Below are 6,793 nucleotides of genomic sequence, written 5' to 3'. Positions count from 1 at the left end.
CCGGAAAGAACCGGCGCTTTCCGCTACCCTCTGCCATCCGTACCTCCAGGCCCTTCAGCCTATCAGAGGTGTCCGTCACAGCGGGACAGGGCCAGGGTCCACATGGGCCACCTCGAAGGACGTCAGACACCCTCCGAACGCGCAGAACCCCCGCCGCTCAACTCATTTCAGCCGTTATGAAGCGGGCTCTGAGTTTGCGCTAACTGTGCCGATGCCTCCAGGGCGGCCTTCGGGTTGCCCTTTTTTGTTACCCAAGCCCTAGCCTGGCCATCTCTACCTTAGGTATCGCGGGCGGGGAGGGGTGCAGCACCAAGCCCTCCATCTCGATATCGACCCTGGCCTCTGGATAGACCGCCATCGCCAGGGTGAGCGCGTCGTTGAAGGTGGGCTTGAAGTGTTTCACCTGAGCAAAGCCTCCCCCGAACTGGTTGTGCAGGGAGAGCCAGGAGATCGGCGTTGGCTTGCTCAGCACATGCAGCCGGTAGGCGAGCCAGATATAGATGTCGATCGCCATTGACTTTGTGCCGATGATGCGCAGAGCCTCCTCCCGCACCGGCACGGGATGATCGCGCAGAGAGCGGAGGAAGTTGTCGTCCAGCTTCACTTTCTCCTGCCACAGAGACCCCTGCCCTGTGGTGTCGAGGGGGCCTAGCGACATGCCGCCGCTGACGAAGGCGCCGTTCTCGAACGCCCTTACCCCCGGCTTCTGCACGAAGAATGTCAGACGGCAGGCTGAGATGCGTCGGGCCTGTTCCGCCACCAGCTTGTAGTTCTTGCCGCCCGTGGCGATCCCCATGCGCCCCATCCAGGCGCTCATGGAGCGACCGAGCTCCACTTCTCCGCAGCCTGTCCGGATGGCCTCGGTCTGCAGGTAGAGGAGGATCATGCGGGCGATGGAGCCGTAGGGGACGCCGACCGGCGCGCCGCCCTTCCCCAGACCCGAAGAGACCTGCAGGGTGACGTGAGGGCCACCGCTTCGCTCCCAGAACGTCTCCTCGATGCGCTTGTGCGGCAGGGCGGTCATCGCGAACCCGGCATGCGTGATACCCAGCCTGCAGTCTTCCTCGGCCAGAATCTCGGCTGCGGCCTCCACCACTTGGCGCTCGGCCTTGGTAGTGACCATTGTCCTGGCGGTGTCCACGCCATACTGAGCGATCAGGCTGTGCATCTTGCCCATGAGCCCCTCTATGGCAGGAAGTATCCATAACGAAAGATCGGACTCTACCGACCGGGCTATTTGAAAGGTATTTGATTCTAACTATTAGATTCGTCGGCAGAGTCCGGTGGATAAGTCGAGTCTGGTCGGTAGAGTCCGACAAGCAGGTCGGTAGAGTCCGATACCCGATAGCCTCTTCCTGTGGGCGACTCGATCCGGTCGGTAGAGTCCGACCCTCCCCCCTGCAAATCCATAGCGAATCCATGGTCTGGACCGTCACAAGCTCCGAAAACATCGGACTCTACCGACCGAACCCTCCCAGTATCGGACTCTACCGACCGCTGCATGCATTATGCAGTGTTGTGCAGGCGTGTCAGTTCCTGCTCAATCTCCAACAGGCGCCCCTCCAGCTTGGCCTTTTCCTGAAGCAGAAGTGCCTTGAGGCTCGGCTGTGCCGCTGGCGCCTGACGGGATTTGCGCCAGGCTATCAGCTCGGCTCGCCGTAGATCCGGCCGCAGCAGCCCTTCCTCCTTGGCGGCACTGAGCGTTCCCGCGTCGAGCGTGCTCAGTAGGTAGATCGTGGAGTAGGACCCGGGAAGCTGGCTGATCTGCACCTCGCGGCTTTGCTCCATACCCAGGGCCCATTGGGCCGCCTCGCGAAGCTGGTAGGCCGTGCGCGTGGAGAACGGCAGCTTGCTCTGCACCATCGCTTCGTATTCGCCGTAGGGCAGCATCTCCTTGGCGTTGATGAGGAGACGGCCGATGGAGAGGAAGCTGTCGTGCGCCGACTTCCACAGGCGCTCGATCTCGTTCACGAACTGGTCGGTGTCTTGGGGAGCGATCCTGGCGAACTCCAGGGCCTGAACCCTTGAATCCCCCTCGATCAGAACAGGGACGGGTGCCTCGTCCAGAGTAAGACGGCGCTTGCTCATGCGACCTCCTTATGGCCCCAGACGCGGTTCTGGATGTAGCTCCAGATCGCCTTGATCTCGTCGGCGCCGACATGATTGGGCACATCTACCAGACCGAGGCCCTTGGCACCGGCCCTGGCATAGTCGGTGCGATCGGCAACCTCGACGGGGCACAGGTCGCCAGCCTTTATCAGGTAGTTCTTCACCGCGTTCACGTTGGCCCGCGGCTTGATGAAGTTCAAGACGATGACGTGGGGCCGCCCACGATCCCGCAGTAGGGACACAAAAGGCGCCACGCTCTCTGCATCGTCGAATGTGGCGCGCGAGGGCACGACCACCAAGTCCGCGGCCTGCAGCAGAGCGTGGAATGCCTTGGGCTGGGTCTCGATGCTGGGAGGCGTGTCCATGATCAGAACCTCGTAGCCGCTCAGTTCATCGTCATCCAGCAGCGCATCCGCGGTATCCCAGGCCACCTTGAAATGTGGGATCGCTGGGGAGTTCTTGGGCCGACGACGCGACCAGATGGTGAGGGTGGCCTGGGGGTCGAGATCCGCGGTTGCAACCTTCAGACCTTCGCAAGCAGCCGCGGCAGCGAGATTGCGGGCCATCATGGTCTTGCCACTGCCGCCTTTGGGCGAGGCGACCAAAATACGTTTCAAGACACCGCCCCCTAACTTGAGAAGCGACGGTTATCATAGGTCCGCGGAGATTGGCGAGAGTGTCGGGATCACTGGCCGGTCAGTGATCTCGGCCTATGACATGGATCAGGCGAAAATGAAGTCGCTCGCCTGCACCGTCGTGTCGTGAACCACGATGATCGCCCCGTCCCCCAGGTCGATCGAGGTTGCCTTGGCATCATAGTTGCCGATCAGCGAGCCCTTAGCTCGACTCGTATGAGGCGTGTTGGCAAGCGGCGTTGTCAGCTTCGTCGTCGTTCGGGCGGGGGGTGAGCCGGGCAAAGGCAGCGAGAAGCCCGCTGCGACACTCGTATCCGGCGGAACTGTCGTTCCCACCAAGATGCCTCATTCAGGGCAGGCCGGCTCGGGGTGGTGGGACCCATCTTTGGCGACGGCTTGTTGAACCCCGTTGAATTCCGGTCACGCACCACCCCCGCCCGACACGACGCGCCCGATGGCGGCGCCGGTCGAACTGCGTCGTTCAGGCTGCGGCTGGCTTCAGGCGCGCGTCTTCGGGGACCAGTCCGGTGGTGACGTAGCGCCACAGGGCGACCAGGAGCTTCCTGGCCAGGGCGACGGCAGAGATCTTGCGGATGCGGCCGCAGATCTCGCCGACGCGCTTGGTGAACCACTGCGCGAGGGCAGTGCCGGGCTGGTAGCGCAACCAGAGCCAGGCGAGCTCGACCATGCTCTTGCGCAGGAGGGGGTAACCCGCCTTCGAGATGCCCTGATCACGGTGCCGGTCGCCACTGGCGAACGGGCTGGGCGTGAGCCCGGCATAGGAGGCTACCTCCTTGCGGTTGGCAAAAGGCCGGTATAGCGCCTCGCGCACCAGCACGGTCGCCAGCTCGGTGCCGATGCCGCCCAGCTTGGCGAGCAGGGCCACCTTGGCCACGTCCGCATCATCCGTGGCCGGTGCCGCCACAGCGGTATCACGCTCGGCCTCTACGGCCACAATCTGCTCGCGCACGAGTTCCAGACGGAGAAACTCACGCTCGATCTCCCGACGCAGACAAGGCGGCAGTACCAGGCCGTCGCCGGTGCGCAACGCCCCCAAGCGTTCCCGCCGGTCACGCCGGAGGGGCTGGTGGTCGTGGATACACTGGGTAGCCAGCAGCCTCTTGATCCGGTTCACGTGCTGCACGCGTTCGGCAATCAGCCGCTGGCGCTCGCGATGGGTGCGGCGCGCGTCCTCGCGCTCCGCCGAGGGCACCTGCACCATGCGGCAGGCCGCCCGGTCACCGCGGCACCACGCCGTCAGAGCCCGTAGCAGCATCACCGCATCCAGCCGATCAGTCTTGGCGCGCCGGGCCCGGCGGTCGACCTGCAGGCTCCCGGGATCCATGACCCAGCAGGCTATCCCCTCCGCAGCGAGGCGGCGATGCAGCCAGAACCCATCATAGCCAGCCTCGTAGCCCAGGACGACTTGCTCCTTCTCACCGCTCGCCCCTTGCTCGCGAGCCGCCAAACGCCGCAGCAGGGCGAGCAGTCCATCAACGTCCCCGCCATCGAGACGATGGGACGATGCCCTGCCGCTCGGCGACCCCTGTACGGCTAGCAACCACGCCATCTTACTGAGTTCCATCGCCACGAACACCGTGGCGCCCGTCTGTGCGGTTTCGACTTGCTCCATGTGACGCATCGGCCAGCTCCCTGTCGGTCCGGAGAAAGCCTGAGCCTGGCCCGATCTCCGCCGGCCTGCATGGTATCTTTGGCCATCAGGCGCTGTGGCAGATGGCGTAGGACAAGGCACGCTGTAGGGCTGGGCGGGGTTTTGCACTGTGGGCGCTGCGCGGTGACGTGAGCAAACCTTGCTCTCGCCAGATATGACGTCGCACGGCGGCGAGGGTGTCGCTGAAGGTGGGGCGCGGTTTGCGGTACCAGGCACTGCTGGCCGCAGCCTCTCGATCCGAGGGCCTGAGCCGGGCAGCCAGGAGGGTGACGAGGGAGAATAGTGCGAGCAGGCATGGTGTGGTGCGGGCGATGACTATGGTGCAGGGATCCGGACGGGATTGTCACGTTGGTGGGCCATTGCCGAAACGATTGCGCTGGGCCAGGCTCGCTGGATGACGTGCGACCCCGCGACCTACCCCGGCTACCGCTTCCCAGCGGAGATCGTCAGCCACGCGGTGTGGCTGTATCACGTGTTCGGCCTCAGCCTGCGGGACGTTGAGCTGCTGCTGGCCGAGCGGGGCATCACCGTCACGCACGAGAGCATCCGGCGCTGGTGCCTCCGCTTCGGCACGGAGTTCGCGGCCAAGCTGCGCAAGCGGCGGCCAAGACCGGGCGACACCTGGCACATGGATGAAGTTTACCTGAAGATCAACGGCGAGCTCTTTTATCTCTGGCGCGCGGTGGATCAGCACGGAGTCGTGCTCGACATCCTGGTACAGAGCCGGCGCAATGCCAGTGCTGCCAAGCGCTTCTTCAAGCGGCTGCTGAAGGATCTCCAATACAAGCCGCGGCGCCTGGTCACCGACGGCCTGCGCAGCTACGGCGTGGCGCAACGCGAGGTCCTGCCCGACACCGAGCATCGGACCAGCCGGTACCTCAACAATCGCGCTGAGAACTCGCACAGGCCGACCCGGCGCCGGGAAGGGCAGATGCAACGCTTCAAGTCGGCCAGGCAGGCGCAGTGCTTCCTCTCGGCCCATGCGATGATCCATGGCCATTTCCGGCCACGTCGGCACCTGATGTCAGCCGACCAGTTCCGCCGTGCTCGTGCCAAGGCCTTTCTGGTGTGGCAGCAGGAGACGTGTGTTCAAACGGCAGCATGAGCTGCCAATCCTGCTGCACGCCGGACAAACTCGGCCTCGACTTCAACAAGTTGACAATCCCCGGAAAGCGTATTCCTTGTTCACATCTTCCAAGGGTTGCTGGACCTGGGCAGCTAATGTCCGATCCTGACTGCCGGGAACATTGGGCCCGACCATGCTCGACACCATCATCGCCGCACTCCTGCCCATCGTCATCACGCTGATGCTGGGCTTCGCCGCAGGCTGGCATCATGACTTCGATGCGAAACAGGCCTCCGTCCTCAACCGCATGGTGATGCTCTACGCGCTGCCGCTGAGCCTTTTCGCGGGTATGGTTGGCACGCCGCGCGACCAGGTCCTCGCCCAGGGTTCGCTGGCACTCGCGATCCTCTTCGGCATGGCGGGCGGCTATCTTGTCGCCTTCGTCGTCGCGCGTTACCTGTTGCGAGAGGAGATCGGCACCTCGGCACTGCGTGCCCTCGCCATCGCCGGCCCGGCCGTGCCCTTCGTCGGCGTGCCGGTGCTGGGACAGCTCTTCGGCGCCGTCAGCGCCATTCCCATCGCCGTGGCGGGGCTGGTGATGAACCTCATCCAGGTGCCGGCGACCCTCATGCTGCTCTCCGCCAGCACGGCCTCGCGCAACACTGCTGGCGAGGGCAAGCCGGCCTCGATGATGAGCCATGTCATCCATGCGCTGTGCGAGCCCGTGGTCTGGGCGCCGCTGCTCGCCCTGGCGATCGTGCTGCTGGACCTGCCGTTCCCGGCCTCGGTGCGGGATTCCCTCCAGCTCCTAGGCCGCTCCACCGGCGGTGTCGCGCTGTTCGCCTCTGGCGTCGTGCTCTGGTCCCGCAGCGTCTCCTTCGGCGCGCCGGTCGGGTTGCTGGTCCTGCTGCGCAACCTCGTCGTGCCCGCCGCCGTGCTCGGCTACGCCACCCTGGTCGGGCTGCCGCCGGACATGCTGCGCGAAGCCGTGGTCACGATGGCGATCCCGGCCGCCTCGATCATCGTGATCCTGGCGGTGCAGTACCAGGTAGCCGAGCAGGAGATGGCCTCCACCCTCTTCTTCAGCACCCTGCTTTCGGTGCTGACCATGGGCGCGTTCATCTGGCTGACCCACTGAATGCGTCTCTGCCTTCCCTTCTCCCACAAGGAGCCATGGCGTGATGAGCACAGATGCACACACTGTTGCCGAACTGGTGATCTCCTGCCTCGAAGCCGAGGGAGTCGAGTACCTGTTCGGCATCCCAGGCGAGGAGAACATCCGTCTGGTCGATGCCACGGCCGGATCGAAGA

Annotated in this window: 8 protein-coding genes; 3 read left to right on the top strand and 5 right to left on the bottom strand. The window is 64.4% G+C overall.

Annotated elements, in window-relative coordinates:
* Window positions 1-247: 247 nt before the first annotated feature.
* The 5 genes from BT98_RS0119740 to BT98_RS0119720 all read right to left on the bottom strand — a co-directional run bounded on the left by BT98_RS0119740 (window position 248) and on the right by BT98_RS0119720 (window position 4,377).
* Window positions 248-1,177 carry a replication protein RepA gene (locus BT98_RS0119740; RefSeq protein ID WP_027297450.1) on the bottom strand — a complete coding sequence of 310 codons (930 nt, stop codon included), beginning with the start codon at window positions 1,175-1,177 and terminating at the stop codon, window positions 248-250.
* 329 nt (window positions 1,178-1,506) lie between these two features.
* On the bottom strand, window positions 1,507-2,088 hold the full coding sequence (locus BT98_RS25250) for a DUF3102 domain-containing protein (RefSeq protein WP_051544358.1): 582 nt from the start codon (window positions 2,086-2,088) through the stop codon (window positions 1,507-1,509).
* Window positions 2,085-2,726, bottom strand: a complete 642-nt coding sequence (locus BT98_RS25245) for a ParA family protein (protein WP_126281737.1) — start codon at window positions 2,724-2,726, stop codon at window positions 2,085-2,087. Before BT98_RS25245 ends, BT98_RS25250 begins: the two co-directional genes overlap by 4 nt.
* A 105-nt stretch (window positions 2,727-2,831) precedes the next feature.
* A complete protein-coding gene (locus BT98_RS0119725) occupies window positions 2,832-3,083 on the bottom strand; it encodes a hypothetical protein (protein WP_126281738.1) in 252 nt (83 codons plus the stop codon).
* A 142-nt stretch (window positions 3,084-3,225) separates the two neighbouring features.
* On the bottom strand, window positions 3,226-4,377 hold the full coding sequence (locus BT98_RS0119720) for an IS110 family RNA-guided transposase (protein WP_172539899.1): 1,152 nt from the start codon (window positions 4,375-4,377) through the stop codon (window positions 3,226-3,228).
* A gap of 433 nt (window positions 4,378-4,810) precedes the next feature.
* On the opposite strand from BT98_RS0119720, the gene BT98_RS0119715 reads away from it, so the two are divergent.
* The 3 genes from BT98_RS0119715 to BT98_RS28480 form a co-directional block, all read left to right on the top strand.
* Window positions 4,811-5,521: an IS6 family transposase gene (locus tag BT98_RS0119715; protein WP_027297447.1), complete on the top strand. Its 711-nt coding sequence runs from the start codon at window positions 4,811-4,813 to the stop codon at window positions 5,519-5,521.
* 154 nt (window positions 5,522-5,675) lie between these two features.
* Complete coding sequence (locus tag BT98_RS0119710; protein WP_027297446.1) at window positions 5,676-6,620, top strand: AEC family transporter; 945 nt, start codon at window positions 5,676-5,678, stop codon at window positions 6,618-6,620.
* 43 nt (window positions 6,621-6,663) lie between these two features.
* Window positions 6,664-6,793: thiamine pyrophosphate-binding protein (locus BT98_RS28480; protein WP_155985213.1), on the top strand; the 130-nt coding region annotated here is incomplete at its 3' end.

The organism is Roseomonas mucosa ATCC BAA-692, assembly GCF_000622225.1.
In the GTDB taxonomy this organism is placed as follows: domain Bacteria; phylum Pseudomonadota; class Alphaproteobacteria; order Acetobacterales; family Acetobacteraceae; genus Roseomonas; species Roseomonas mucosa.
This window is presented reverse-complemented; position numbering and strand designations above follow the sequence as displayed.

Excerpts from the sequence above, each read along its gene's own strand:
- BT98_RS0119740 (WP_027297450.1), bottom strand. The coding sequence starts at position 1,177 with ATGGGCAAGATGCACAGCCTGATCGCTCAGTATGGCGTGGACACCGCC.
- BT98_RS25250 (WP_051544358.1), bottom strand. The coding sequence starts at position 2,088 with ATGAGCAAGCGCCGTCTTACTCTGGACGAGGCACCCGTCCCTGTTCTG.
- BT98_RS0119720 (WP_172539899.1), bottom strand. The coding sequence starts at position 4,377 with ATGGAGCAAGTCGAAACCGCACAGACGGGCGCCACGGTGTTCGTGGCG.
- BT98_RS0119715 (WP_027297447.1), top strand. The coding sequence starts at position 4,811 with ATGACGTGCGACCCCGCGACCTACCCCGGCTACCGCTTCCCAGCGGAG.
- BT98_RS0119710 (WP_027297446.1), top strand. The coding sequence starts at position 5,676 with ATGCTCGACACCATCATCGCCGCACTCCTGCCCATCGTCATCACGCTG.